The 26,616-nt window shown below is 43.5% G+C and carries 23 protein-coding genes; 10 read left to right on the forward strand and 13 right to left on the reverse strand.

Annotated features, from left to right (window positions below; genetic code table 11):
• Positions 1–73: 73 nt before the first annotated feature.
• Both FTV08_RS06715 and FTV08_RS06720 read left to right on the forward strand, forming a co-directional pair.
• Positions 74–2,527, forward strand: a complete 2,454-nt coding sequence (locus FTV08_RS06715; protein ID WP_004645480.1) for an LPS-assembly protein LptD — start codon at positions 74–76, stop codon at positions 2,525–2,527.
• The gene (locus FTV08_RS06720; protein ID WP_044109557.1) at positions 2,527–3,834 is read left to right on the forward strand and encodes a peptidylprolyl isomerase; all 1,308 of its coding nucleotides are present in this window, start codon (positions 2,527–2,529) and stop codon (positions 3,832–3,834) included. The genes FTV08_RS06715 and FTV08_RS06720 overlap by 1 nt, the downstream gene beginning before the upstream one ends.
• A gap of 120 nt (positions 3,835–3,954) precedes the next feature.
• Here FTV08_RS06720 and hfq read toward each other — a convergent pair whose 3' ends face one another.
• From hfq to tsaE, 4 genes are all read right to left on the reverse strand, one after another.
• The gene (hfq, locus tag FTV08_RS06725; protein ID WP_180086919.1) at positions 3,955–4,482 is read right to left on the reverse strand and encodes an RNA chaperone Hfq; all 528 of its coding nucleotides are present in this window, start codon (positions 4,480–4,482) and stop codon (positions 3,955–3,957) included.
• A 91-nt stretch (positions 4,483–4,573) separates the two neighbouring features.
• Positions 4,574–5,518: a tRNA (adenosine(37)-N6)-dimethylallyltransferase MiaA gene (miaA, locus tag FTV08_RS06730; protein WP_180086920.1), complete on the reverse strand. Its 945-nt coding sequence runs from the start codon at positions 5,516–5,518 to the stop codon at positions 4,574–4,576.
• A gap of 6 nt (positions 5,519–5,524) precedes the next feature.
• A complete protein-coding gene (gene mutL / locus FTV08_RS06735) occupies positions 5,525–7,492 on the reverse strand; it encodes a DNA mismatch repair endonuclease MutL (protein WP_180086921.1) in 1,968 nt (655 codons plus the stop codon).
• Positions 7,482–7,961, reverse strand: coding sequence for a tRNA (adenosine(37)-N6)-threonylcarbamoyltransferase complex ATPase subunit type 1 TsaE (gene tsaE, locus FTV08_RS06740; protein WP_180086960.1), 480 nt, complete (start codon positions 7,959–7,961; stop codon positions 7,482–7,484). Before tsaE ends, mutL begins: the two co-directional genes overlap by 11 nt.
• A gap of 126 nt (positions 7,962–8,087) precedes the next feature.
• Between tsaE and FTV08_RS06745 the strand changes: the two genes are divergently transcribed.
• From FTV08_RS06745 to FTV08_RS06755, 3 genes are all read left to right on the forward strand, one after another.
• Positions 8,088–8,996 carry a pseudouridine synthase gene (locus FTV08_RS06745; RefSeq protein WP_180086922.1) on the forward strand — a complete coding sequence of 303 codons (909 nt, stop codon included), beginning with the start codon at positions 8,088–8,090 and terminating at the stop codon, positions 8,994–8,996.
• A gap of 114 nt (positions 8,997–9,110) precedes the next feature.
• Complete coding sequence (locus tag FTV08_RS06750; protein WP_004645487.1) at positions 9,111–9,458, forward strand: type II toxin-antitoxin system RelB/DinJ family antitoxin; 348 nt, start codon at positions 9,111–9,113, stop codon at positions 9,456–9,458.
• Between the two features lie 97 nt (positions 9,459–9,555).
• Complete coding sequence (locus FTV08_RS06755) at positions 9,556–9,999, forward strand: N-acetyltransferase (RefSeq protein ID WP_004278907.1); 444 nt, start codon at positions 9,556–9,558, stop codon at positions 9,997–9,999.
• A gap of 43 nt (positions 10,000–10,042) precedes the next feature.
• Here FTV08_RS06755 and FTV08_RS06760 read toward each other — a convergent pair whose 3' ends face one another.
• Positions 10,043–10,750 carry a pseudouridine synthase gene (locus FTV08_RS06760; protein ID WP_180086923.1) on the reverse strand — a complete coding sequence of 236 codons (708 nt, stop codon included), beginning with the start codon at positions 10,748–10,750 and terminating at the stop codon, positions 10,043–10,045.
• 140 nt (positions 10,751–10,890) lie between these two features.
• Between FTV08_RS06760 and FTV08_RS06765 the strand changes: the two genes are divergently transcribed.
• Positions 10,891–11,343: a DUF441 domain-containing protein gene (locus FTV08_RS06765; protein WP_114542515.1), complete on the forward strand. Its 453-nt coding sequence runs from the start codon at positions 10,891–10,893 to the stop codon at positions 11,341–11,343.
• A 259-nt stretch (positions 11,344–11,602) separates the two neighbouring features.
• On the opposite strand, the gene FTV08_RS06770 is transcribed toward FTV08_RS06765, so the two are convergent.
• The 6 genes from FTV08_RS06770 to hrpA form a co-directional block, all read right to left on the reverse strand.
• Positions 11,603–11,929: a gamma-glutamylcyclotransferase family protein gene (locus FTV08_RS06770; RefSeq protein WP_180086924.1), complete on the reverse strand. Its 327-nt coding sequence runs from the start codon at positions 11,927–11,929 to the stop codon at positions 11,603–11,605.
• Positions 11,930–11,959: 30 nt separating this feature from the next.
• Entirely contained in the window at positions 11,960–13,675 is a 1,716-nt protein-coding gene (locus FTV08_RS06775) for an AAA family ATPase (RefSeq protein WP_180086925.1), read from the reverse strand.
• A 90-nt stretch (positions 13,676–13,765) separates the two neighbouring features.
• Positions 13,766–15,772, reverse strand: a complete 2,007-nt coding sequence (locus FTV08_RS06780; protein WP_180086926.1) for a hypothetical protein — start codon at positions 15,770–15,772, stop codon at positions 13,766–13,768.
• 196 nt (positions 15,773–15,968) lie between these two features.
• A complete protein-coding gene (locus FTV08_RS06785; protein WP_180086927.1) occupies positions 15,969–16,721 on the reverse strand; it encodes a 1-acyl-sn-glycerol-3-phosphate acyltransferase in 753 nt (250 codons plus the stop codon).
• A 26-nt stretch (positions 16,722–16,747) separates the two neighbouring features.
• Positions 16,748–17,857 (reverse strand): beta-ketoacyl-ACP synthase III, encoded by a 1,110-nt coding sequence (locus FTV08_RS06790; protein WP_180086928.1) that lies wholly within the window; start codon positions 17,855–17,857, stop codon positions 16,748–16,750.
• Between the two features lie 30 nt (positions 17,858–17,887).
• Positions 17,888–21,826, reverse strand: coding sequence for an ATP-dependent RNA helicase HrpA (gene hrpA / locus FTV08_RS06795; protein WP_180086929.1), 3,939 nt, complete (start codon positions 21,824–21,826; stop codon positions 17,888–17,890).
• Between the two features lie 489 nt (positions 21,827–22,315).
• Between hrpA and ahpC the strand changes: the two genes are divergently transcribed.
• On the forward strand, positions 22,316–22,879 hold the full coding sequence (ahpC, locus tag FTV08_RS06800; RefSeq protein WP_004278916.1) for an alkyl hydroperoxide reductase subunit C: 564 nt from the start codon (positions 22,316–22,318) through the stop codon (positions 22,877–22,879).
• A 292-nt stretch (positions 22,880–23,171) separates the two neighbouring features.
• Positions 23,172–23,378, forward strand: coding sequence for a KTSC domain-containing protein (locus FTV08_RS06805; RefSeq protein WP_004645498.1), 207 nt, complete (start codon positions 23,172–23,174; stop codon positions 23,376–23,378).
• A gap of 11 nt (positions 23,379–23,389) precedes the next feature.
• On the opposite strand, the gene FTV08_RS06810 is transcribed toward FTV08_RS06805, so the two are convergent.
• Together FTV08_RS06810 and FTV08_RS06815 are read right to left on the reverse strand one after the other, a co-directional pair.
• Complete coding sequence (locus tag FTV08_RS06810; RefSeq protein WP_071851972.1) at positions 23,390–23,980, reverse strand: O-methyltransferase; 591 nt, start codon at positions 23,978–23,980, stop codon at positions 23,390–23,392.
• A gap of 24 nt (positions 23,981–24,004) precedes the next feature.
• On the reverse strand, positions 24,005–24,223 hold the full coding sequence (locus FTV08_RS06815; RefSeq protein WP_034438283.1) for a DUF1653 domain-containing protein: 219 nt from the start codon (positions 24,221–24,223) through the stop codon (positions 24,005–24,007).
• Positions 24,224–24,456: 233 nt separating this feature from the next.
• On the opposite strand from FTV08_RS06815, the gene ahpF reads away from it, so the two are divergent.
• Positions 24,457–26,022 carry an alkyl hydroperoxide reductase subunit F gene (ahpF, locus tag FTV08_RS06820; protein ID WP_180086930.1) on the forward strand — a complete coding sequence of 522 codons (1,566 nt, stop codon included), beginning with the start codon at positions 24,457–24,459 and terminating at the stop codon, positions 26,020–26,022.
• Between the two features lie 286 nt (positions 26,023–26,308).
• On the forward strand, positions 26,309–26,554 hold the full coding sequence (locus FTV08_RS06825; RefSeq protein WP_180086931.1) for a hypothetical protein: 246 nt from the start codon (positions 26,309–26,311) through the stop codon (positions 26,552–26,554).
• Positions 26,555–26,616: the final 62 nt, after the last annotated feature.

Raw genomic sequence — 26,616 nt, forward strand, 5'->3', positions numbered from 1 at the left:
CTACTTATCAACTTTTTCTCTATGATGCGACAATAATTAATTGCGATAAAAGCATGATTGGTTAATGAGACAAATGAAGCATCACTTTAAAATAAATCCTCTAGCGACTGCGATCTTAACCCTTTTATGTGGCAGCTCAGCCTCCGGCTATGCTGCATCAAATGTCTCGTCCGATGTAAATGCAGAACAACTCAAACAGCGCATAAATGAGACCTATCCAGGTGAAGCATTCTTTTCGCAATACTATGTCGACAAATCCTCAGCTGAAGCACAGCAGCGGCAGGAAAAATACTTAAGTTCGGCTTATTGTGAAGGCACCTGGGTGACCCCGATTGCCCCAGATGCAGCAACCGTTGCGCCAGATCAGGCTACATCTACCATTACTGCAGATTATGGACACTACAATCCAGCAGGTGACTCTTATTTAGAAGGCAATGTCATCATTGACCAGCAAGGTCGCCAGATTCGTGCTGAACGCGTAACGATTGATCAAACCCAGACCTATGCCAAAGCAGAAGGTCGGGTACAACTTGCTCAGGGTGGCCTGCTCTCACAAAGTGATGATATTAATTATAATTTAAAGACCCAAGAAGGCGACCTAAATAACAGCTTCTATATTGCCGAGCAGCAACATGCGCATGGTCGGGCAGAAAAGATCGCCAGAACCTCGACCGAGACGGTAGAACTGGAAAATGCGACCTATACCACCTGTCCACCTGAGCAAAAACCAACCTGGAAAATCCAGGCAGAAAAGATCAAGCTGAACCAGGAAACTGGACGTGGTGAAACCCGCAATACCAAGCTATATGTTAAAGATGTTCCGGTCTTGGCAGTTCCCTATTTCAACTTCCCGATTGATGACCGCCGCACTACCGGTATTCTGACGCCGACATTTGGCTTTACCAATGATGGTGGTCTGGAACTGGGTGTTCCGGTTTACCTGAATTTAGCGCCGCAATATGATGCGACGATTACGCCGCGTTATATTGGCGATCGTGGTACGATGTTAGACGGTGAGTTTCGCTATCTGACTGAAAATTATGGTGAAGGCCGTATTTGGGGAGGTTATTTACCTTCCGATGAAAGCTATAGCGATGAAGACCGTAAAAGCCTGCATTTCTTACATAACTGGCAGATCAATAATCAACTATCAACCAACCTTGAATATAACTACGCTTCAGACAAAGATTACTTTGCCGATCTGGATAATAACCCGAACTCTAAAACTGACCTGAACTTACGCCGTGCCTGGGAAGTCAATTATAAAAATGGTATTCCTGGCTTAAAGGCACAATTCAAAGTCGAAGACTTCCAAACCCTAGATCCAACCGTACTGGATGAAGATCGTCCTTATGCACGTCTGCCGCAGCTTTTAGTCAATTACAAAACTGGCAATCCATTGGGATTACAGCTTGAGTTTAATAACGACACAGCATATTTCCAGAAGGATCTGAGAAATTTCGCTGATACTGATCCAACGGGTGAGAAGGTATATCAACCGAGTGGTACACGGATCTATAATGACTTTTCCGTGCGTTATAATCATTTTACCCCGTGGTCATTCTTCATTCCTCAGGCGACTGTACGCAACATCAATACTTTCTATGATGAAAAAACCCAAAGCCGTAGCGCGTCTAGTGAAAATAATTCAATTGTGGTGCCACAATTCACGCTGGACACCGGCTTAATTTTTGAAAAAGAAGGTACGTATTTACAGACCTTAACGCCTCGTCTGTTCTATGCGTATTCACCTTATGAGAACCAGCAGAATCAGCCAAACTTTGATTCAGTCGTCGCTTCGATTAATTATGATCAACTTTTCAGTGCGCGTCGCTTTTATGGTAATGACCGCCTGGAAGACAATAACTTTGCCTCCTTAGGTCTGAGCTATAGCCTATTTAATGAAGAAGGTCTGGAGCGCCTGCGTGCCAGCGTTGGACAGAGCTTTTTCTTTGAAGATCGCCGTGTAACGTTGGAAAATGATGCAGATGAATTCGACCGTGAAAGTCATACTGGCCCTGTAATTCAACTGACCAGCCAGCTGTCAAATAATGTTCACGTTAATCTGAACTCAAGCTGGATGTCGAATGGATCGAATGCCCAACGAGATTTGCAGGTTTATTATACCGGTGAGCAAGGCAATCTTTATAACCTAGGCTATTTCTATCGCAAAGATATTCCGAACCGTCAAAAGAGCTATGATCATGTGGTGGGTTCATTTATCCAGCCGATTGCCAACAACTGGCGTCTGGTTGGACATGCCCAGTTTGACCTCGACAATAGTGTCGCACGGGAATATTTACTTGGCGTGAACTATGAGTCATGCTGTTGGGGAGTTTCTGTTTACGGTCGCTCATATTACAATGACTTAGACGACGTTAATGATTCAAGCGTCAAAGCCAAACGCGCTATTATGGCCGAAGTCAGCCTGAAAGGCTTAGGTGGGTTAAGCAGCAAACTCACCTCATTACTAGAAAATCGTATTCTAGGTTTTAACAATATCAATCAAACTTGGACAGAACGTTAATGAAGACAAAACAGTTAAAACAAATTTTTAAAGCAACCGCACTTGCGCTATGCCTTTCTTCAGCGATGACGACTTTTGCTGTTGCCCAACCTAAAGATGAAGTTGTAGCTGTAGTCGACAATAGTATCATTCTACGTAGTGACCTGGCTCAAGGTGTAGCCGAAATCTCACATCAGCTGCAAAAACAGAAAAAGGCAGTTCCACCACAACAATATCTTGAGCAACAAGCTTTAGAGCAACTGATTATTCGTCAGGCACAGCTTGAACAAGTTAAACGTTATAATATTCGTCCAGATGAAAAAGCTTTAAATGAAGCCGTCCTGAAAGTTGCCCGTGATTCTGGTTCACCGAGTCTGGAAGCATTCCAGCAGAAACTGGATGCCATGGCGCCCAATACCTATGCTTCTTTACGTAACCGTATCGCTGAAGATTTAGCACTGAATCGTTTACGTCAACAAATCGTGACTTCACGTATTCAAATTACAGATCAAGATGTTAAAAACTTCCTAAATACCCCGCAAGGTCAAGCTTTGCTTGGCAGTCAGGTCCATGTACTGCATTTACGGGTAAGCGGTGAAAATGCTGAACAAATTGCAACAAAGGTAAAGCAAGAATTAAATAGCAGCAATGACATTCAGGCGATCAGCAAAAAGTACAGCACTGGCGGCGTTAAAGTCGAAGCTGCTGATATGGGTGTGAGAAACCTGTCAGAAATTCCAGCAGAACTGGCTGCACGCGTGACCACCCTGCAACCAGGTCAAACTTCTGAACTGATTCCTGTCGCTGATGGTGTACATGTTCTGAAGCTCTTGGAACGTAAAGGTGGCGAACAGAAAGCCCTTGTTCCTCAATATTTAACACGACACATTCTGATTCAACCGTCTGAAGTGGTCAGTCCTGAAAATGCCAAACAAATGATTGATAGTCTGTATAACCGCCTCAAACAAGGTGAAGATTTTACTGTTTTAGCTTCAACGTTCTCCAATGATACTGGCTCGGCTCGTGATGGCGGAAGTCTTGGCTGGGTTAGCCCAGGGGTAATGGTACCTGAATTTGAACAGCAGATGAAAAGCACCCCAGTAGGTCAGTTCAGTAAACCATTTCAATCCCAGTTTGGCTGGCATATTCTGCAAGTGAGTGAAACACGCCAACAAGATATGACACAGGAATATCAGGAACGTATGGCTCGCCAATTGCTTGGTGAACGTCAATTTGATGCCGAATTAGATAGCTGGTTACGTGAAACGCGCAATAATGCTTATGTAGAAATCAAAGATCCTCAACTGGATCCTAAACGTAACCGTTAAGCCTTACCAGAATCCTAAAAAGCCAACGACATCTCGTTGGCTTTTTTATTTAAACAGCTTAAAACTTACAGATATAAAAAAACCTCTCATTGAGAGGTTTTTTTCAATTCTCAAACTCGATTAACGATTGTTTTCATCGTCTGAAGAGTCTTCAAATTTAGTATCGTTGTCGAAACCAGCGCCTTGACCACCAAAGCCAGCACCTTGACCACCGAAGCCGCCTTGACCACCGAAGCCAGCGCCTTGACCACCGAAGCCGCCTTGACCGCCGAAGCCACCGCCTTGACCACCGAAGCCGCCTTGACCACCAAAGCCGCCGCCTTGACCGCCGAAGCCACCTTGACCACCGAAGCCGCCAGCACCTTGACTGCCACCAAAGCCACCTGCAGCACCTTGACCACCGAAGCCCGCACCTTGTGGACCAGCAGGCGCGCCAGCAGGACGTGGATTACGTGCAGGTACTACAGTTGAAATTGCATGCTTATAAACCATTTGGCTTACTGTATTTTTTAATAAAACCACGTATTGGTCAAAAGATTCGATATGACCTTGTAATTTAATACCGTTTACCAGGAAGATAGATACTGGGATACGTTCCTTACGGAGAGAATTCAAGAATGGATCTTGTAAAGTTTGACCTTTAGACATGTTATAACTCCAAAAAAATTAAAAATCAGCGCAAAAACTATCTCTATTTTTCAATTAAAAATTATAAAAAAGATAGTCCCTAAATTTTGCTTTATCCGTGACAGTTTCGCAAGTCTTCTTGAGCCTGCTGTAGCGTAAAATATGTTGTAAATTTATGCTTTTCTTGCAAAGACCTTAACCACGTATATTGACGTTTTGCAAGTTGTCGTGTCGCAAATAAAGCTTTATCCTCCATTTCCCGTTGCTTTTCCTTGGTTTTATCAGCATTTTTTAAGAATTCTATAGCCTGACGATAACCCACTGAACGCATGGAAGGTAAATTTTCATTAAAATCGTATTTTTCAATTAAATTCACAACTTCATTTAAAAAACCGCTTTTCCACATAATTTCCAGACGTTGTTCAATACGCCCATGTAATTCTAACCGATCTGGCATCAGCGCATAATTATGGAAACTGTAACGATATGGTAAGTTTTTAGGTTGTTCTGCCTGTAGTTTTGTAATCGGCTCACCAGTCAATTTAAAAACTTCCAAGGCCCGAATAATGCGCTGCTTGTCGCTGACCTTGAATTTTTCACCGGCAATCGGATCGACTGTACATAATTCTGCATAAACAGCCTCCCAGCCCTCCTGTTCAGCTTTGGCTTCGATCTCAGCTCGAATAGCATAGTCTGCACTTGGTAGGTTATCTGACAAACCTTCAAGCAAGGCCTTAAAATATAGCATGGTGCCACCGACCAGAATTGGGGTTTTACCACGTGCATGAATATCATCAATCAGGCGGCAAGCATCTTCGACAAAGTTTGCCGCAGAATACACTTCAAGTGGACTGATAATATCAATCAGATGATGCGGATAGCGCGCCAGCTCCTCTTTAGAGGGCTTGGCTGTACCAATGTCCATTTCCCGATAAACCAGCGCAGAATCGACTGAAATCAACTCAAAATTTCCTCGCTCATACAGTTCACATGCCAAAGCGGTTTTACCACTTGCAGTTGGCCCCATTAAATTGATGACCGTCAATTGATTGGACATGTAAAACTACTCTCCTCGAGCAAAAAGTTTATCTAGTTGAGCCAATGGAAAGGCGCGCCAAGTCGGACGGCCATGATTACATTGACTGGCAAATTCGGTTTGTTCCATCTGACGCAGCAAGGCATTCATTTCAGACAAACTTAGGATACGATGCGCTCGCACTGCACCATGACAGGCCATGCCTGCCAGAATCTGGTCACGCTTCTGCAATAGACTTTGTGCCTGATCACCCGGATCTAAATCATTCAATAATTCAGGAATCAGGGCATCAAAATCGGCCTTGTGTAGAATAGCGGGGACGCCGCGCACAATCACTTGCTCATCACCATACTGATCAATTTCCAGACCCAAACGTGCCAACTGCTCTTTCAGCTCTTCGACACGCATCGCCTGCATCCGGCTAATGTTTACGACCTTTGGAATCAGCAGTTGCTGTGACGTCCAGAATTCAGGTTTATCCCAGGCCGATTTCATTTGCTGCAAAACGATACGTTCATGCGCCGCATGCATATCGACAATAATCAGACCTTCGGTATTTTGCGCCAGAATGTAGATACCATGTAACTGGGCAATTGCAATGCCCAATGGATGCTCATCGACTTTAGACTTTACATATGTCTGAAAAGACTGATCAGGATTAAAGGCTTCAGTTTCCAAACTCTCTCTGAGCGGAGCTAAATAGCTTTGTAAAGCATTATTCAGCTGCTGTGAACCTGCATAGGATGCACTGTAGTCCCGAGTATAATTCACAACTTGCGGACGTGAAGATTCGAAATCGGTCAGTACATCCGAAGCTTCGTGAGCACTTGTAATAGATGTGGGTCTAGCTATCTGCTGTTGCGAATGCACATTCTGATGCAGGCTAAACTGCTCCTGATAACGTGGTTGTGGCGCCACAAAATCAGGCTGTTGATCCTGTTTCATCGCCTCGGCCAGATCCGCAGTCGCAGTCTGGAATTGTGCCAGCGTTTCCTTGGCATAATGCCGCACAAACTCATGTACTTCACGTTGATTCAGGAAGCGAATTTCATGCTTGGTCGGATGAACGTTCACATCAACATTTTCTGGATCAACTTCCAAAAACAGTAAATAAGCCGCATGCTGATGTCCATGCAAGATGCCGTCATAGGCCATCCGCAAGGCATGAGAAATGGTTTTGTCTTTGACAATCCGGCCATTCACATAGACATATTGCAGATCTGCCTGTGAACGCGCATCCGAAGGATGACCAAGCCAGCCAGACAAACGCATGTTGATACTGTCTGCATCCATCCAGTAGGCATTTTCAGTAAACTGGCGGCCAAGTAGCTGTTGAACGCGCTGGAAACGTAAAGTGCCACTATCTGCTACAGGTAAATTCAGTTTGATGCTTTCATTATGTTCTAGCACAAAACGGATATCAAAATGCGTTAATGCCATACGGCGCACAATTTCTTCGATATGACCAAATTCAGTGCCCGGTTTTTTCAGGAATTTACGCCGTGCAGGCACATTAAAAAACAAATCCTGAACCCGAATATGCGTCCCTTTTGAAGCCGCGACCGCTTGAATTTCCTGATGATCAAAAGCCGTGCCATTGACTTCGACCTGATAACCGATGCCCTCGTCACTTTGACTGCTGATCATGGTCAGGCGTGAAACTGCTGCTATCGACGCCAGTGCTTCGCCACGAAAGCCCAGACTGCTAATCGCATACAGCTCATCAGCACTCTGGATTTTGCTGGTGGCATGGCGCATCACGGCCAAAGCCAGATCTTCAGCATGAATTCCGCGTCCATTGTCGATGATTTCAATTAAAGTACTGCCGCCTTGTTCGACCCGAATGATCAGTTCTGTCGCACCCGCATCAATCGAGTTTTCCAGTAATTCCTTGACCACAGAGGCCGGACGTTCAATTACCTCACCTGCGGCAATCTGGTTAGCAAGTGCAGGATCAAGAGCACGAATACGGCGCAGACTTAAATCATTCGACATGTGAAAATTGACGCTCCAGAGCCTGGCGTAAGGCAAGATTCGATGAAATCAGGCTTGCAGTACGGGTCAGCTCATCTTCAGATTTTAAAATTTCAATAATCAGGTCAGCTTGCGGAATTTCATCTCCACCTTTGGATGGCCATTCAAATAAAAATAGCGCATTCGGTGTTTCCAGATAATCCCGGATTCCCATCAGTTGCAGTTCATACGGATCATTCAGACGATACAAGTCAAAATGAAAAATATCCTGACCATTAATGTGATAGGGTTCGACCAGTGTATAAGTTGGACTTTTCACTGAACCTTGATGACCCAGCTGTTGCAAATAATAACGCGTTAAGGTCGTTTTTCCTGCCCCCAGGTCACCAATCAGATACACGACTCCCGCAGGGAAATTTTCCGCCAGAACCTTGGCCAGTTTCTGGGTATCGTCTTCATGATTTAAAGTGACATTAAATGAATAAGGCATATTACTCACGACATGATGCAAAAGAATAAATATGATAGCATCGCCACGCTTTAAAAGCCTATTCACCTGTGTGAGAAACTGTATTTTTTCACAGCATCTGTTCCTTAAGAGGTTAATCTGCCTGCCATGCAACCGACTGTTGAATTTAACCCACCTATGCTCAATGGGGTCAGTGCCAGTAAAGTGTTTTTGCCAGCCAGCCCGGATGCGCCCCTGACAATTTTTGCTTATTTATGCGCACAATTTGCGCATATCGCAGCAGATGAATGGCAATCCCGTTTCGCCGAAGGCCTGGTTTATGATGCTCAGGGCAACAGATTAAGCACAGAAAGCCCATTTCAGGCCAATAGCCATTGTTTTTATTACCGCTTTTTGGCACATGAAGTGCATGTTCCTTTTCAACATCAGATTTTATTTGAAAATGAGCACTTCATGGTGGTCGATAAACCGCATTTTTTGACCATGAGTCCGACCGGACAATATGTACAGGAAACGCTATTGGTTCGTCTTAAAAAGCAAACTAGCAATCAGCATTTAACCCCCATTCACCGGCTGGATCGTGAAACGGCAGGCGTGGTCCTGATTTCCAAATGCGTGGAATCGCGTGGCCTGTATCAGCAGATGTTCGCTACACGTCAGGTACAAAAAACCTATCATGCGATTGCGGCCTATCAACCTGATTTAAAATTTCCATTGATCACGCGATTAAGAATGGAAAAGGGACAGCCCTTTTATACCATGCACGTGCTAGACGGAACGCCGAATAGCGAGACGGCGATTGATCTGCTGGAACACAACACAGAATGGGCCAAATATGAGCTAAAACCACATACTGGCAAGCAGCATCAATTACGGGTGCACTTGAATCATCTGGGTATTCCGATCCGTCATGATCCCTTTTACCCCCAGGTAGCGCACAAGGCGGAAGATGATTTTTCTGCACCTTTAAGTTTATTGGCCAAACATATTCAATTTGTCGATCCAATCACGCAGAAAAGCATGAATTTCAGCTCGCAACTTGAATTGACACTGTAAATCGCTTGTCATTACAGATTATTTTCTAAAATCGGTCGCTTTAAGATTGAATTTCAAACGTAATTGATTAGAATAAAGGCGAAAAGTTAAGTAATTTAAAGCTTTAAAAATATTATGAGAAAAACTGAAGTTTATCAAATTCGCTTGGACTCGCAAGAGAAGAAACAAGCCTTTGCGGTATTTAAGCAATTGGGGATTACGCCAGCTCAGGCCGTGCGTCTTTTTTTCAAGCAGGTGGTGATTACCAAATCCATCCCCTTCTCGATTGAAAACCAGAATATCAATCTGGAACAACTGATTCGCCTGCGCAAGCTAAAACAAAATGAAGCTAAAACCGAGCAAAATGCGCTTTCCAGTTCTGCCCTGAATTTATTGGATGATCAGGAGATCCAGCTGGATGATGATCATCTTGATTTATTTGAAGAACTGAATGCCATTTTGGGTGAAAGCGACAAAATTTAACATTGTTGCATTTCCGAACAATTTCTAAAGCCTGCCACTCATAAACTTCGCTATGCTTGATGCTGATAATCAATAAAAAATTAGCATGGAGTATGCAATGCTCGTACGACGCGCCCAGTCAGCAGACCTGAATCAGCTGGCGGTATTATTTGATGAATATCGACAGTTTTATGGTACGTCTTCCAATCCTGAACTCTCTTACCAATTTTTAAAACAACGTTTTGAAGATGGGCAGACCGTCATTTTCATTAACACCAAAGATGATACTTTTACCGGCTTTATTATCCTGTATCTGGGTTTTTCTTCGGTGGCCTGCTCGACCTATTATATTCTGGATGATGTGTATATCACCCCGGTTTTTCGGCGTCAGGGCGCAGCCAAACAACTGATTGATACCGCGATTTTATTTGCCAAACATGAACAGGCCTTAAGAATCACCTTGGAAACCCAAAAAAATAATTATCAATCGCATAAATTGTACGAATCCATGGGATTTATCAAGGATGATGAATTTCAGACCTATCACTGTTTCCTGAAATAAACACCAGTCTTTTTAATCATATTTCAAGCGAATAAAAAATTTATTATTCTGAGCGGAATTTGGCCTGCGCCACCTGTTCTGCATTTAAATACAACCATTCTCCTTCAGCCAGTTCAGACAAGGCCAAAGCACCAATTTGAGCGCGGTGCAATTGTTCAACTTTATTGCCTACAGCAGCCAGCATGCGTTTTACCTGATGATAGACGCCTTGATGAATGGTCATTTGCAGACGATTTTCAGCCAATCGTGTCACTTCAGTAGCTGCAAAAATACCTTTTTCATTTCTTAATTCGACACCTTGTTCTAGTTGTTGAATCTGTTCATCCGTGACTGGATCCGCAGTTTGCATCTGATAAACTTTAGCGACATGCTTTTTCGGATGAGTTAAGGCTTGCAGGAACTGTCCATCATCGGTCAGCAATAACAGTCCGGTGGTATCCTGATCCAGACGCCCCACACACTGAATCCCCCGATTCAGCAGAATGTCATCAAACAGGTCAAACACACTAAAATGATGCGTCGCCTGATGCGAACACTCGTAGCCTTGTGGCTTGTTTAAGGCGATATAGACTTTTTCCCGATAGGTATGACTTTTCCCATAAACCTCGAAATTTAAGTTATTCAAATCCAGTTTATGTTTGGGATTGTCAATCACTTCATCTTGAATTGAAACAGCACCATTTTTAATCAGTTGCTGACAATGCTTGCGGGAGCCGAAACCTTGTGACTGCAACATTTTTTCCAATAGCATCTGTTTATACCTGTATCGAGTGAAGACCTGTGCATTCTATCCTGAAACAGTCATGAATTTGGTTTCTTCCGCTGTTTTCTAGGTATCATGCGTTGAAAAGCTCTACAATAGCTTTATTTTTCACTCTATCTCTCCCACTTATGTCGCAACTTGATCTGAATCTGATTGTTCTTTTGGTTTTACTGGCTTGCGGTATTTTCAGTCACAATAGTGCCGTCACCATTGCTGCAGCGGTGTTAATTGTTTTAAAAATCACGCCACTCAACAGTTTATTGCCTTATGTACAGGCGCACGGTTTAAATATCGGCATTATTATTCTGACCATTGGTGTTCTGACACCGATTGCCAGTGGCAAAATTTCAGGAGAAAGTATTCTCAAATCTTTCCTGAGCTGGAAGTCTTTGCTGGCAATCGCGATTGGGGTCTTTGTCGCTTGGCTGGGAGGACGTGGAGTGAAGCTGATGTCCAATCAGCCAGATGTGGTAGCCGGACTGTTATTAGGCACAGTGGCTGGTGTAGCAGTATTACGCGGTGTTCCAGTCGGCCCTTTAATTGCGGCAGGGATTTTATCCTTATTGATTAGTACACAATAATGTTCAAATCATCAGCGCACTTCACCAGTACGCAAAAATTTCTCAAGAAGAATCACATGACCGGAAATATGCAGATCACCCGATGATTATCTTGCGCTAAGCTTTAAAGCAGTGCTTCAGGCTTGCTCAGAAGATCCTATCAGATCAACGGAATACTTTATTAATTCGATCTTTCAAGATTCAAGCAAAGAAAAGTGAATGATCTTTAAAAGCGGTGACCTGATAAAAATTTGAAATTCAATAAATGACACATACCAGTCTAATCTTTCAAAGCATAGACCAAACTTTCTATCATCTCACCATTTTCCAAATATACTTTAACCGGAATACGTTGATATTCATCACCTTCAAACGTATCCAGCTCATCCCAATATTTAGGGAGATTCTCGGATATGAATACATAACCCGGAACAGTCTCTCCCGAATCACTGAGCTGAATACCCGGACTGCCCAGCTCAGCGCCCCAACCACGCTGCTGCAAATGCCCACGAATATAACCGACTTTCCAGCTTCCTCCAATCCGTTCCATGACAGGGGCATTGGGTTGCTGCGGACGAAGCGTGCCGTATACAAATAAACTGTGCATCTTAAGAACTCTTAAACATCATTTTGATGATTATTCTACAAATAGTAGAGCCAGACGCACCTGGTCATAAGCCATTTTAGGCGTGGTCAATTCCACAATCGGACGCAGCTTAATTGAACCGTCATCATTAAAATGTTCCGAGTTTTGACGCTTGGTCAGGCGTTTATAAATCTTGCGCACCTGTTCCACCACTTCCTCACCCGGATGCGCCAGCGAGATATCCAGCCCCTGCTCTTTATGCAAACGCCCCAAATGATTGATGATGGTTGCAGGAGTCAAACCACGTTCAGTTGCGATATCGGCAATTTCATAACCTTCTTCAAACAGTTCACGCGTTTCGTCTAGCGTTGCAGTGGCATAGCTTTGTTTTCCAGCATTCTTAGAAATTTTCTTCTCATTGCGCTGGATTTCAACTTCATTCAAAGTCCCGCCACAATGCCGGATAAAGGCTTTGTGCTGCGCAGTCAAATCGACATTTTCAAAATTCGCTTCGGCTTCATCAGAAAGTTCCTGAAAACGGCGATCGGCTTTTATCGCCAGACTATCGAGTTCCAGAGCTTGCTCATTAAAACCTTTTAATCGTAAGCCATTTAAGCTTTTTAAACGGGACAAGGCGACATAGCCCTGTCCTTTTTCAAAGGTATGACTTAGATCAATTTCAGCAGCCTCCAGGGTCATGCCTTGGGATTTATGAATGGTAATCGCCCAGGCCAGACGCAATGGTATCTGCTGGAAACTGGCAATGGTTTTACCTGCTTCATTATCGACTGACCAGGTTTCAGGCTCCACGATTAATGTAGTTCCATCCGTCAGTTTGACTTTGGGCAGCACGCCATATTCATCATCCTCTTCAAAACTGATGACTTCGCCCAAGCTGCCATTGATATACCCCATATCAAAGTTGTTTTTCACAAACATGACTTTGGCATGTTTTTTCAGGGTCAATGCTTCAGGTGCTCGCACTGAGGATTTTAAGGTCTCGATCAGCTTTTCATTGCCATCGCACTGCGCATCAAACTGACGCGGATCATTGTCAATTTCATTCAGATGTTTAAAGTTAATACTGTCCACATCCATATTATGCGTATACAGGCGCGTGTAGGTCTCGCCGATTTCTTGATGTCGGGTGGCCTGTAAAGCCGTGCGATGTTCATGGCTAATCGCCTGCGCACGAATCGCGTTCAGGATATCATTCAGATAATCATTACCCTGACGATGCTGCTCGGTCAGGTAACAGACACGAAACTTGGCTTCGACCCAGGCATCCGACATAAAGCAGAATTTGTCGCGGTTGCGCTCATCATTTTTACCGACTGGTGGTAACTGGAAAAAGTCCCCTGCCACAATCACCTGAATGCCACCGAAGGCTTCATCACTTTCCTTGAAATATTTCAGTACCTGATTGACCAGATTCAGTTGCTTGGCATGCAGCATTGAAATTTCGTCAATAATCAGGACTTGCGCATTTTCCAGATGTTCTTTTAAGTATTTGCGCTCTTTCATCCGCTTTAAGTCTTCTTCAGACAAAAAGTCTTTAATACCAATGCCTGCCCAGGTATGAATAGTCATACCGTTCATATGCGTGGCTGCAATCCCGGTCGATGCAGTAATGGCGACGGCGACTTTACGCGCCTTTAAATAATTAATATATTGATTCAGCGTATAAGTTTTTCCTGCACCGGCAGAGCCGGTTAAAAAGACATTTTCTCCTGCTTTGAGTAACTTAAGGGCAGTTTCCTGTTTCATAAGAGCAATACCGTAAAAGAACGGCTATAGCCTAACGATTTTTAGCGGAAAAGTTAAGCGTCATGGCAGAAAACAAGCTGTATTGAACTGTCAGGCCTGCAAGTTGAGCCAGTTAATAAAATGCATGGCGATATTGCTGTATTCAGCTTCTGCTTTCTGGTTATTCGGATATTCCAGTTGATCAAAAATCACCTGTCCATTCACCAATTGACACCCCAAGATCAAGGGTAGGCGCACAGCCGGATGAGACATGCGAAAGGCCACATACTGCCCTTCCACAATTTGCTGAGCATAGCTTGCCGCCAGACAGTTCCTGAAAATTTTAGATTCCTCTAAAATTCGATCCAAAGTTTTAAGTTCTTCAAAACGCCAGTTGAAATACAGTAAAAATGAAACCTGAGTGATTGGTGTCCAGTTCACCAGTGCAAACTGTTTTTTCAGCTTGGCTATCATTTCCTGCTTTTGAATCTGATCATGCCAGACGACCGCCTGATTAAACAAACTGGTCCAGCTCAGGTTCTTCGGTATTTCTGCATGGCTGGAAAAATACTCTACTAGATAGTCACGTACATAACTGTCAAATAGCGACTCACGTACATGCCCGCTTTGCAAATAAAACAGCTGCCTGAATTCAGTAAAAGGAATGCGATAGCGGTGCAGAACATTATAAAAATCACGGTTCTGCTGACTTTGAGGCTGAATATACACCAGAACCTCATCTGGTAAATGCGCCGTAATTTTATATAAATGCTGCATATAAGCTTGCATCATCCGGCTCAAGTTCAGATAAACCTTTTTAGTCAGCTGATCATCCATTTTAACCACATTGCGCAGCAGCTCCATCCATTCGTCCAGATACAGAATTGAGGGACTAATCGCAATCCGTTGATCCTCAATCGATTGGCGTGTGCCTTTTAATACCACCGCCTGATTATGCTGGTGCTGAAACCAGTCATGCTGAATTGCATATTCATGCATGCTATAAATAAACAATCGCGCCGAGACATATTGAAAATATTGTAAAGTCGCCATAATAATCTGCGGATGAATATGATGGCTGTCTATAAAACTTAGGGCCGTTACTGCCACCCGCACACTGCTATGCTGGATATTATTACTGATCCAGTCCAGTACCTCGGCCGGTTGCTTGAAGATCCAGTTCACAGCACGATGACAGTCAAATAGTGGCAATCGGGCCACCTTTTTCTGCCATAAGTACGGATGATTTTCCAGGAAATTCCGTTTGGATAATAAATCATCCCGATGCCACACGTCCCGGTTCATCAATCGGACAAAACCGAGCAGATTACTTTGCTCCTCAGCATGCCGATATAGCAAACAGATATCATCAGTATGATCATTCAGTTCATGCAGATTAAAGCGCTCTTCAAAAGACAGTGACATAATCCGGAACATCGCCGGAGGCAAAAACTGTGCGGCGCTAAAACAGAACTCATCCAGACTATCCATCAATGACTGGATCGACAGCAATTCATCCTGCTGTAGACACTCCAAAGAAAAAGCCTGTTGCAAGCTTTCAAGAATCTGCTGTGGAATCTCTTGTTCATCCTGAACAAAGTTTTGCATGACGGGTGTGATGTATAGCCCGGCCTTAATCAGCTGCTGGTCGATAATCTCAGCCTGAACAATCGACATTTGCTGCAGAAATTCGAACACCCGTTCTGGGCCATTGACCCACACATAGACCTGAGTCAGGATAAGCTGACGTAACTGTTTGGCTTTGTCGCGTAAATATAGCGAATGCTGCGGTTTTAAATCCCCGGTCAGGAAATAGATATCCTGTAAAAAGAATTCCTCTAGTGCTTCTGCCTTACATTGCTGGAAATAAAAATGACTGTCTAGCAAAGCAGGTGCAGTTCCAGAGTCTAGTGCACGTGGAGCATGAAACTGGATATGAAACAGGCCATCCACCAATTCAATCCGGTGTTGATCCTGCTGAATTTTTATTAAATTTTGTGCATTCAGATGACCAATCATCGCCATCTGATCAAGATAAAGCTGGTTGAGCTCCGGAGAAATCCGTAAGCATTGTTGTGCCAATAACCTTAAAGATGCTACCAAGCTTTCCTGTTCCATACGTGCACCTCGGTCATCTTAGAATCATCTTATTTTTATATTGGATCATGCTGAGTCCTTGATCGCCAATCAATGAACACTTAAAAATACATTATGGCATCACTTGCACTATAAAAAAGTCCCTGCATCCTCATCGCTAAAAATAGAATATATCAATAGATCATAGCCTAGATTTTATAGAAAGAATTTTTCTTTTTTAGTCTTGCTGACGTATTACCTTAAGCTCGGCCAAGCCAGTATAAATATGTTGCTGCAAGCTGTATCGAAATGCAATTAGCTCTTCTTGAGTCTGGACCCGAGCAATCGATTGTCGTGGCATAAACTGAAAATAAAATGGCAGGCGTTTTGGGAATAATCGTTTAGGCAAAGATGGAATCACATCGCCCTGACGTAGTAATTTATTGAGTTGTGGTACTTTGAGAAGTTTTTGAAAATATTTATGCTGGATGATCTTATTGGCATCAAAGCCGATCTCATAGACTTCATCCCCACCGAGCGCGGCAAAAGGGACAATATCATAGTTGAATTCCTGAGCTAGCTTTAAAAATCCGTAACGTTGCTTCCAGATCAGTTGATACTGTTCACCCTGACGTTTAAGTACTTCGCGACCGCCTCCCGGAAACACCAGAATGGAGTAGCCCTGCTGCATCACAGCACGTACATAATGCTGGATGCCATCGACTGCCCCAAACTTTTTCACGGCTTCACGCCATAGCGGTACATAAAAATGGCTATGATCCGCAATACTGACCACAGCCACCTTATGTTCGTTATAGAGATAATCAATCAGCATCGGCGAATCAAAGATGCCGTACATGGAATGATTACCGACATACATTGCAGGCCGACTGGCATCAATATATTCTGCCCCTAAAAAGGTAGGGGTAAAATATAATTTGGATAAGGCACTTAAGCGTCTAATCCATTGCCCATCATGTTTGACCTGCAAGCTGTTTGCTCCCTATTGACTCCGGATTATGCTACGCGCTTTTGGACCAGAATCGAACCCACCGAATAACCCGCACCAAATGAACACAACACGCCATATTCACCATCTTCAACTTCATGTGCAGTACGGTGCAAGGCAATGATCACCCCAGCAGAAGAAGTGTTGGCAAACTCATTCAAAATGATCGGCACCAGACCAGGTTTGGCATTTTCTTTGCCGACCACCAGTTTCAAGATCAGCTCATTCATACTGGCATTGGCCTGGTGTAACCAGAAGCGTTTAACACCTGTAGGCTCAATCTGATTCTTTTCCAGTTGCGCAGTAATCATTTTCGCAACCAGTGGACAGACTTCTTTAAATACCTTACGACCATCCTGACGGAAACGTTTGTCGTCAATGTCAGCATTTTCAGAAGTATTCAAGAAACCAAAGTTATTGCGGATGTTATTCGAGAACTGGGTAAACAACTCAGAATCCAGAATTTCAAAACCGGTTTTGCTGTCGGTATTTTCAATAATTGAAGCGGTTGCCACATCACCAAAAATAAAGTGACAGTCACGTGAACGGAAATCGGTATGTGCAGAGGTAATTTCCACATTCACCAATAACACACGGCGCGCGCCTGCTTTGATCGCATCATAAGCCTGTTTCAGACCAAATGTTGCTGCAGAACACGCCACGTTCATGTCATAGGCATAGCCTTTGATACCTAGAGCGGTTTGAATCTCGATCGCTACGGCAGGATAAGCACGTTGCAAATTCGAGCATGACAAGATCACGATATCAATGTCTTCGGCAGTCACACCGGCATTTTCCATCGCCTGTTTGGCTGCGATTACGCCCCATTCTGCTTGCAGTGAAATTTCATCATCTGCACGTTCACGTAAATTAGGACGTAAGCGTTTTGGATCAAGAATACCTGATTTTTCTACGACATAACGGCGTTGTACGCCAGATGCTTTTTCAATAAAGTCTGCGCTAGAACCACGACGCGCTTCAACTTCGCCTGCAGCGATTTTGTCAGCATTTTCGTGATTAAACAGTTCCACATAAGCATTTAAACTTTCAATTAATTCTTCATTGGTGATGACATGTTCCGGATGGAATAAGCCAGTACCCGTAATGCGGATGCCCATGTAAAATTCCTTATCTGAATTACCTATATCTTAACTGATTCCAAGACGATCCCATACTTTTTGCAAGCGAGTTGGAGACACAGGTGCTTTTGTTTTCATCGGTTGTGAAAACAATGAGATTCTTAACTCCTCGACCATGAAATACAATTCTTTCAGGCGAGGGTCATCTTTAAACTTGAATAATTTTTCCATCCATTGATCAATTTGGTCAATGGCGGAATTGTCCCTTTGTAGATTATTGGGCAAGCGCTCTAAACGCAAGATCAAGGCTTTTAAATAACGTGGAAATTCGCTCCACACATCGGAAGGTTTACGATATACAAAGTCAGAAAGGCTCATTAAATCAAGCTGATCTTCAATATCATTGATATTTTTTTCAAACACAGAATGGTCTAAAACCAGTAATTTCCGGCGGATTTCCTGCCACTGGATATAAATATCCGTGATCTCTTTCAGGGCAACTTGGCCATAAGTCAGGAAAGATTTTTTTACATCTTCAACTAGCTTTTGGAACTCTTGCGCATTGACAGGCAGCTCATTAATGGACATATGTAGTGTGGCATAAACTAACATTTGTTCCAGTTGCGCTTTATCACCAAGTGGTGAATAAGCCAGCGCCAAAGGTTTGGAAATCTGTCTTTTCAACTGACGGGTCAAGTCTCCGAGTTGCATATGCACCAGTCGGATCACCCCTTCACGATGTTTTTTGACCGCTTCAGCCTGATCATTAAAGGTCTGAATCACCACACCCGATTTATCTTTCTGCTCCAGCGCAGCGAAGGCTTTGGTCGGAACCAGCGCCTGATACTGCTTGACCACGACACCGGTGACTTTTTGCGAAGCTTCAAAGACAAAACTTTCCGGGAAGGTTTTAAATTCGCCTTTGAGCTGTTTGACCGGACTATGCGTTTCAGTCCGGCAGCGTGCTTTCAGCTCTGCCAGATCACGCCCCTGCTCAATAACACGGCCTTTTTCATCAGTAACTTTGATAAATGGCAACAGATATTGATCTACCCGGTCAAAACTGAAATCTTTCTCAGTAATTTGGTCACCACGCAACTGGAATGCCAAGAAACTAAAAATATGTTTCTGTAAATCCTGCGCATCCACTTTTGCCATGAGCTTTCGTGCAGTATCCGGAATCGGCACCAGATTACGGCGCTTATCCTTCGGCAAAGCTTTTAGCAATGCTTCAATTAGCTCCAGACGCCAGCCGGGAATTCCCCATGACCAGATACCTTCATCGACCTGGGCCAAGGCTTGCAGGGGAATTTTAACTGTCGCGCCATCTTCATCATGACTCGGGTCAAAACGATAGGTTGCAGCCAGACGCAGGCTACCATTGTGCAAATAGTCCGGAAATTGTTGTGTCGTCGGCCGGTCATTCAGCCATAGCGCATCATCATCGACAAATAAATAACGCGGATTCTGGGGCTCTACTGTGGCACGCCAGTCTTCAAAACTACGCCGGCTGGCCACTTCAGGCGGCACTTTCGAGGCATAAAATTGGTAAATGGTTTCTTCATCAACAACCAGATCACGACGGCGCAGCTTGTCTTCTACTCGCTCGACTTCTTCCAGTTTAAGCAAGTTATGCTTTAAAAATGGTGGAGTAATCCCTAGATGACCGGTAGTTAAAGCATCCCGCAAGAAAATTTCATGCGCGGCCGCCTGATCTACTTTTTCATAATTGATTGGGCGTTTCGGCTCAATAATCAGACCAAATAATGAAATCTGATCATAGGCATTCACCACACCGGCTTTTTTCGACCAGTGCGGTTCAAAATAATGATGCTTGAGCAAGTCACGCGCGGCCAGCAGAATCCATTCCGGCTCAATCTTGGCTAGGGTACGCAAATACACCTGGGAAGTCTCGACCATTTCAAAGGCCATCACCCACGGCGTATTGGTCTTGTGCAAGGTAGAAGCTGGGAAAATCCGTGCTTTTTGCTGACGCACCGCCATAAAAACATTACGCTCATCGGTCTTGTTGGCGATAAATGATAAGAGACCGGTCAACAAGGCACGGTGCAGATTCTCATAACTGGCTTTATTTTCATTAAATGACAGTTTTAAACCCTTAGCCAAATCCACCAGCTGCTCATGAGTTTTCTTCCATTCACGTAAACGCAGCCAGCTCAGGAAGTGATTACGCGCAAAAGTACGGCGCTTATTTTCACTCATGCTTTCGCGATTATTGTGTAGCGTTTCCCAAAGCTTGATATAGAACAGGAAATCAGAATCGGCTTCACGGAATAGTGCATGTTTCTGATCCGCCTGCATCTGCTTGTCCGCAGGGCGTTCACGCGGGTCCTGAACTGCAAGTGCGGCCACAATCACCAGCACTTCATTCAGCACGCCAAAATGTGCACCACCAAGAATCATGCGGGCCAGACGTGGATCGATCGGCATTTTCGCCATTTGCTGACCGATCTTGGTTAAGCCACTGCTTTGAAGTCTCCCTTTCTCAAAGGGTGAGGCGTTATGCGACGCAAGAGAGGGATTTGCTTGATCATCTTCAGTTTTAGGAGAATTTTTCTCAGCCATTGCCCCCAGTTCAATGAGGAGCTTGCGGCCATCATTGACCAAACGATGATCTGGTGGTTCGATGAAATCAAAATCTTCGAGTGAACCCAAGCCCAGACTTTGCATCTGCAAAATTACAGATGCCAGGTTGGTTCGCTTTATTTCTGGTTCGGTAAACTCAGGACGGCTCAGGAAGTCTTCCTCAGAATACAGACGTATACAGACACCCGGCGCAATACGACCACAACGACCTTTACGCTGGTTCGCGGCTGCCTGAGAAACGGCTTCAATTGGTAGACGTTGCACCCGTGAACGATAGTTATAACGCGAAATACGGGCAAAACCGCTATCAATCACATACCGGATATTCGGAACGGTTAAAGCTGTTTCTGCTACGTTGGTGGCAATAATAATGCGTCGCCCGCCACCAGAAGGATTAAAGATTTTCTGCTGTTCGGCCAGCGCCAGACGCGCATATAAAGTTAATACTTCCGTATGGCGTGGCCCATGTTTGATCAGGGTTTCCTGTAACTCGCGAATTTCCTGCTCGGTACTGGCAAAAATCAGGATATCGGCATGTTCGGGATGACCTTTTTCCTGTGCATCCTGAAAGCATTCTTCGACTGCTTTGACCACAGCGCGAGGCAGGTTTTCTTCAAAATCATCAAACTCATCATCATCACTACCGCCAATGCTCATTTCCGAGATCGGGCGATAACGCAGCTCTACCGGGAAGCTGCGGCCTTCCACTTCAAAAATTGGTGCACCATTAAAGTAACTGCTAAAACGGTTTACATCCAGGGTTGCTGAAGTAATGATGACTTTCAGATCGGGACGACGCGGCAACAGTTGCTTCAGATAACCCATAATGAAGTCGATATTCAGTGAACGTTCATGCGCTTCATCAATAATAATCGTGTCATATTTGGTCAGGTATCGGTCATGCGTCAGTTCGGCCAGTAAAATACCGTCTGTCATCAAACGCACAATTGAGTCTTGTGAACCCTGTTCCGTAAAACGTACTTTAAAGGAAATTGATTCACCGAGTTTTTCGCCAACTTCTTCGGCAATACGCTGTGATACGCTGCGGGCTGCCAGTCGACGCGGCTGGGTATGTCCGATCATTCCGGTCAGGCCACGTCCAGCCAGCATAGCAATTTGCGGTAACTGGGTGGTTTTACCAGAACCGGTTTCACCAGCTACAATAATAACCTGATGCTTTTGAATCGCGGTAATCAGCTTGTCAGCATACTGGGTTACCGGCAGATCCTGATTTAGCTTGATGTTCGGAAGACGCTCAAGCCGTTGCCGTACTTTCAGATTGGATTTTTCAAATAATTCCTGATACTGCTTAGCATCTGCGTCTTTCCCTTTTTTCAGTCGATTTAAACGGTGACGGTCACGCGCCATTATCCATTGATCTACATTTAAATGACTCTGCACAGAGAAAACACCCACATCAAAAAACCGGAAAGGTTTATTTTACTTGGTTCATTAGATTTCAGATAGTCGTAGTTCTGTTAAGTGCCGGACAAATTGGCTTTGGCTGCCTGATTTCTCTCAATTCCGCACTATAAACCTGTCAAAATATCTAAATGACACGCATGAGTTTCCCTGATTAGATTTAATCATAAGTCCAAGTTTGGAATTGATATTTAAATTATTTTGTGGAAATTATGCTTTTTTCCGAATTGACCCTTGAATTTTTTGGTTTCAACATCATGTTTGCTAGCACGAGGAAAAAGAGATAATTTTGTCATCAGGCCATCATCTTGATGCTGCTCAATGAACAAAGCGATTTTGCCAAAGTGGCGCGTTTTTACTTAATTCGGTTTTTCCGATGTTTGTAATGTAAAAATACCATTTTAGCATCAACCAAAATTTCGATACTCTTATTCAAAATCAAAGACTACCTCAATCATGGAGACAATGATGAGCTTAATTAATACTGAAGTTAAACCATTTAAAGCAACTGCATTCCAAAACGGCAAATTCATTGAAGTTACTGAAGCTGACCTGAAAGGCAAATGGTCTGTTGTATTCTTCTACCCAGCTGACTTCACTTTCGTTTGCCCGACTGAACTTGGTGACCTTGCTGACAACTACGCTGAATTCCAAAAACTAGGCGTTGAAATCTACTCAGTTTCTACTGACACGCATTTCACTCACAAAGCTTGGCACGATTCTTCAGAAGAAATCAAAAAAATCCAGTATGTAATGGTTGGTGATGCAAACTGGACTCTTGCTAAAAACTTTGACGTATTAATCGAAGCTGACGGCCTTGCTGATCGTGGTACTTTCGTGATCGATCCAGAAGGTAAAATCCAAATCGTTGAAATCAACGCTGGTGGTATCGGCCGTGACGCTCAAGAACTTCTTCGTAAAGTTAAAGCAGCTCAGTATGTACACGCTCACCCAGGCGAAGTTTGCCCAGCTAAATGGAAAGAAGGCGATGCAACTCTTGCTCCTTCAATCGACCTAGTGGGTAAAATCTAATTTTAATTAGATTGAACTGATTCAAAAAAACCACGCTTTTTAGCGTGGTTTTTTATGGTTTGAACTTTTATGTCAGTGCAATACGGGAGTTTATTTTTTTAAATTATTTTATTAGGACTTTAAATATTGCAGTCCTATTTCTTTCTTGATCCATCATATAAAAATTCAGGCATATCTTTTGCTTCGCTTTCTCATAATCCTTACCGATTCTTACAATTGAGCTATACATCTGCAGAGCCATATGGCATAAGTTCAAATGATAAGATAAGAAATATTCAGTGGAGGAACGCATATGCAAAAACTGCTTACCGTGATTTCTTGGAAATACAATCCCTCAAGCCGCCACCTGAAAATTGTATACAGTAATGGTCATGCCGAGCTGTATCATCCCGTACCTGAATTTATTTATGACAACCTGTTAAGACGCCAAGACAAAGCCGCATTCGTAGAAAAGTATCTCGAATATAATTTACATTTTAATAAAATTTGCATGGATTGAAGTGAATCCATTTAACGAAATCCCACCATCAGCAAACCTGCGCCTATGGGTACACTACTCATGATAAAACGTGGGTCTTGCTGAATTAAGGCAATAAACTCTTCGACTTCTGCTGCATGTGAAATGACATTATCAACTACCAGTAACCCGCCCTTTGCTTTAAGTAATCGACTCAAATGTGGCCAGTAACTGACATAATCATCGCGTTCAGCATCTAACAGGATAAAATCAAATATTTCCTGTTCTGCCTCCAGATAAACTTGAGCATCAATCACTTTAAAATTGATTAAGTCTGCAAGATCTATTTCTGTCGCATATTGCTTTGCCTGAGTAACCCGTTCTGCATCAACTTCAAGTGTTGTAATCATGGCTTGAGTCTGCCGAGCCGCTTCTGCCAGCCATAAGGTGGAATAACCAGTAGAGGTGCCAATTTCCAGAATATTTTTGGATTGTTGTGCACGAATCAGCATAGACAAAAATTGACCGGATTCTGGCTCTATATTCCGGTATCGGTGCAGGCGATCTGCCTGCTTAAGATCATGCCTATGAAATTTTTCATATAATTCTTGCATGAATATTTCAAATTCATCTGAGTTTTGCATCACTCTTCCCTGAGTCTGTTGGGCTTAAAGTGCCTGAATCAATTTAAAACGCTCCACTTCACGATCATCGTTGGTGGTAATGGTTTCAGTGAACATCGTTAAAGGACGTACCCAAATTGAATAATCCCCATAAAGACATTGATAAACTACCAGCTTTTCTTCAGTTTCACTGTGCGTGGCGACATGGAACACCTGATAAAGCTGTCCCTTATAATGTTGATAAATACCGCGTCGTAATTCCATCATTCAAGTCTCAAATATCTTGTTTTAATCTTAGCTGAAAATCCTTATTCTTGCTCTAAACTACTTGAAAATTAATCTTTCACCGCCATATAGAATTTTAAAATTAATGATGAATTTTTCAATAAATCTGTAAATCCGATCAATAAAATAAAAACAAACTGTTTTACCTATTTATGCAATTCATTTAATATCCTGTTATCAAATAAACATTTACTCCTTTGGAGACGTTAGCAATGTTAGACCAAAATACTTCAGCTCAACTTAAAACCTTATTAGAACGCCTGGAAGGCCCGATTGAACTGATCGCGACTTTAGATGGCTCTGACAAATCAGCCAAAATCCAGGAACTGGTTGCCGAAGTGGCTGCACTGTCTGACCTGGTCACTGCACGCTTTGACGGGACCAATGCACGTGCGCCAAGTTTCGGGATTGCCAAACAAGGTGAGGAACCGCGTGTGTTCTTTGCAGGCTTGCCAATGGGCCATGAGTTCACCTCACTGATCCTGGCATTGTTGCAAACCTCAGGTTATGCACCGAAAGTTTCAGATGAAGTTCTGGCGAATATCAAGAGCCTAGGTGTTCAATCTAATTTCGATGTATTTGTATCCTTAAGCTGCCATAACTGTCCGGATGTGGTTCAGGCACTCAACCTGATCGCCATCTATAACCCGGGCACTACAGCGACCATGATTGATGGTGCTTTCTTCCAGGAAGAAGTGGAAGAACGCAAGATCATGGCGGTGCCGATGGTATTCCAGGACAACCAGCATATTGGTCAGGGTCGTATGACACTGGAAGAAATTATCGCCAAGCTGGATAGCAATGCCGCTGCCAAAGATGCTGAAAAGCTGAATGCCAAAGACACCTTTGATGTCCTGGTGATTGGTGGTGGACCTGCAGGCAATACTTCAGCCATCTATGCAGCGCGTAAAGGCATTAAGACCGGGATCGTGGCGGAGCGCATGGGCGGTCAGGTCATGGATACCATGGACATCGAAAACTTCACGTCTGTACAAAAAACTCAAGGTCCGAAGTTTGCAGCCGAGATGGAAGCCCACGTACGTGAATATGGTGTCGACATCATGAACCTGCAACGTGTCTCCAACATCAAAGGTGCGGATGAAACATCTAACGGTTTAGTTGAAGTCACTCTGGAAAATGGGGCCAAACTGGAATCGAAAACCGTGATTCTGTCGACCGGCGCACGCTGGAGAGAGATGAATGTTCCAGGTGAGCAGGAATATAAAACCCGTGGTGTAGCCTACTGTCCGCACTGTGATGGTCCACTGTTCAAAGGCAAGCGTGTTGCGGTCATCGGTGGCGGTAACTCGGGTGTAGAAGCCGCGATTGATCTGGCAGGGATTGTTGAGCATGTAACGCTGGTGGAGTTTGATACCAAGCTGCGTGCGGATCAGGTGTTGCAAGACAAGCTCAACAGCTTGCCAAACACTACGGTGATCAAGAATGCCTTGTCGACTGAAGTGGTTGGTGATGGTTCACAAGTGACTGCACTGAAATACAAAGACCGTGCTACGGATGAAGAGCATGTGGTTGAGCTGGCGGGGATCTTCGTGCAAATCGGTTTGTTGCCAAATACGGACTTCCTGAAAGAAACCCAAGTTGAATTAACTAACCGTGGCGAGATTGTGATTAACGACCGCAACGAAACCAATGTGAAAGGTGTATTTGCAGCAGGTGACTGTACCACAGTGCCGTACAAGCAGATCATCATTGCCACCGGTGAAGGTGCCAAGGCATCACTGTCTGCTTTTGATTACATCATCCGTTCTGGGCAGTAAGTTTTAGACTAGCTCAAATAAAGCCCGCTTGATGCGGGCTTTATTATGTATATTTTCAAGAGAATTAACTCTTAATTCATTGGTTATTATTTGATTAATGAAAATATTTCTTACATTTTAAGAAAATCCTACTGCTTGTGTAATGAATTTTTATACTCTATTGTCTCTATGTAATTATCAGCAATTGCTTATTGCAAGCTGATGCTGCTCTACCTATGATAAAAAACCAATTGAATCATCTTTCATGATCGAAGAATAAAAAGGATAACATCCTGGGAGAAGAACAATGCAGTATCAATATCATTGTGCTTGCTGCGAAAAAGTAGTCGACTCTACAGAAAAATCATGCTCAAACTGTGGCTCACATCATATTCGCAGCCCTTTTGGTTTCTGGATTTTTTGTCTTGTGGCCTGCCTCGTTACAGCAATCGTATTTAAAGTCGTGCATTTGTATGTGCAATCACAACAAGAAGTTCCTATACAACACTCTCTACTCGACGTTTTAAAAGAAGAAGATAAAAGACTTCGCTAATTTCATGCATCTCACAGCAAAGACCTGTTAGTTCAAACAAGTCTTTTTATTACTCTTAAATA

Origin of the sequence: Acinetobacter sp. YH12226, assembly GCF_013417805.1 — a bacterium.
Classification (GTDB): Bacteria; Pseudomonadota; Gammaproteobacteria; order Pseudomonadales; family Moraxellaceae; genus Acinetobacter.

Excerpts from the sequence above, each read along its gene's own strand:
- FTV08_RS06715 (WP_004645480.1), top strand. The coding sequence starts at position 74 with ATGAAGCATCACTTTAAAATAAATCCTCTAGCGACTGCGATCTTAACC.
- FTV08_RS06720 (WP_044109557.1), top strand. The coding sequence starts at position 2,527 with ATGAAGACAAAACAGTTAAAACAAATTTTTAAAGCAACCGCACTTGCG.
- hfq (WP_180086919.1), bottom strand. The coding sequence starts at position 4,482 with ATGTCTAAAGGTCAAACTTTACAAGATCCATTCTTGAATTCTCTCCGT.
- miaA (WP_180086920.1), bottom strand. The coding sequence starts at position 5,518 with ATGTCCAATCAATTGACGGTCATCAATTTAATGGGGCCAACTGCAAGT.
- mutL (WP_180086921.1), bottom strand. The coding sequence starts at position 7,492 with ATGTCGAATGATTTAAGTCTGCGCCGTATTCGTGCTCTTGATCCTGCA.
- tsaE (WP_180086960.1), bottom strand. The coding sequence starts at position 7,961 with ATGCCTTATTCATTTAATGTCACTTTAAATCATGAAGACGATACCCAG.
- FTV08_RS06745 (WP_180086922.1), top strand. The coding sequence starts at position 8,088 with ATGCAACCGACTGTTGAATTTAACCCACCTATGCTCAATGGGGTCAGT.
- FTV08_RS06750 (WP_004645487.1), top strand. The coding sequence starts at position 9,111 with ATGAGAAAAACTGAAGTTTATCAAATTCGCTTGGACTCGCAAGAGAAG.
- FTV08_RS06755 (WP_004278907.1), top strand. The coding sequence starts at position 9,556 with ATGCTCGTACGACGCGCCCAGTCAGCAGACCTGAATCAGCTGGCGGTA.
- FTV08_RS06760 (WP_180086923.1), bottom strand. The coding sequence starts at position 10,750 with ATGCTATTGGAAAAAATGTTGCAGTCACAAGGTTTCGGCTCCCGCAAG.
- FTV08_RS06765 (WP_114542515.1), top strand. The coding sequence starts at position 10,891 with ATGTCGCAACTTGATCTGAATCTGATTGTTCTTTTGGTTTTACTGGCT.
- FTV08_RS06770 (WP_180086924.1), bottom strand. The coding sequence starts at position 11,929 with ATGCACAGTTTATTTGTATACGGCACGCTTCGTCCGCAGCAACCCAAT.
- FTV08_RS06775 (WP_180086925.1), bottom strand. The coding sequence starts at position 13,675 with ATGAAACAGGAAACTGCCCTTAAGTTACTCAAAGCAGGAGAAAATGTC.
- FTV08_RS06780 (WP_180086926.1), bottom strand. The coding sequence starts at position 15,772 with ATGGAACAGGAAAGCTTGGTAGCATCTTTAAGGTTATTGGCACAACAA.
- FTV08_RS06790 (WP_180086928.1), bottom strand. The coding sequence starts at position 17,857 with ATGGGCATCCGCATTACGGGTACTGGCTTATTCCATCCGGAACATGTC.
- ahpC (WP_004278916.1), top strand. The coding sequence starts at position 22,316 with ATGAGCTTAATTAATACTGAAGTTAAACCATTTAAAGCAACTGCATTC.
- FTV08_RS06805 (WP_004645498.1), top strand. The coding sequence starts at position 23,172 with ATGCAAAAACTGCTTACCGTGATTTCTTGGAAATACAATCCCTCAAGC.
- FTV08_RS06810 (WP_071851972.1), bottom strand. The coding sequence starts at position 23,980 with ATGCAAAACTCAGATGAATTTGAAATATTCATGCAAGAATTATATGAA.
- FTV08_RS06815 (WP_034438283.1), bottom strand. The coding sequence starts at position 24,223 with ATGGAATTACGACGCGGTATTTATCAACATTATAAGGGACAGCTTTAT.
- ahpF (WP_180086930.1), top strand. The coding sequence starts at position 24,457 with ATGTTAGACCAAAATACTTCAGCTCAACTTAAAACCTTATTAGAACGC.
- FTV08_RS06825 (WP_180086931.1), top strand. The coding sequence starts at position 26,309 with ATGCAGTATCAATATCATTGTGCTTGCTGCGAAAAAGTAGTCGACTCT.